We start from the raw sequence: 228 nt of genomic DNA, 5'->3' as shown, positions 1-228 counted from the left end.
AGAAGATCGTGAACAGCGACGCGTCGAGCGCGCGGTCGAAATCGGCATCGTCGAAGATCAGTACCGGCGACTTGCCGCCGAGCTCCATCGAATACTTCTTCAGGCCCGCGCGTTCCATGATGCGCTTGCCCGTGACCGTGCCGCCCGTGAATGACACCGCGCGCACGTCCGGATGGCGCACCAGCGCATCGCCGGCGGTCGCGCCGTAACCCTGCACGACGTTCAGTA

The 228-nt window shown here is 64.9% G+C and carries 1 protein-coding gene; it reads right to left on the bottom strand.

Going from position 1 to position 228, the window contains the following annotated elements; all coding sequences use genetic code 11:
* Window positions 1–228 (bottom strand): aldehyde dehydrogenase family protein (locus tag SB751_RS36120; RefSeq protein WP_410749743.1); only part of this gene is annotated, 228 nt, incomplete at both ends.

Source organism: Cupriavidus sp. SIMBA_020 (assembly GCF_046535395.1).
In the GTDB taxonomy this organism is placed as follows: domain Bacteria; phylum Pseudomonadota; class Gammaproteobacteria; order Burkholderiales; family Burkholderiaceae; genus Cupriavidus; species Cupriavidus campinensis.
Note: the sequence above shows the minus strand (reverse complement) of the source record. Positions and strands in the feature narration are given on the sequence as shown.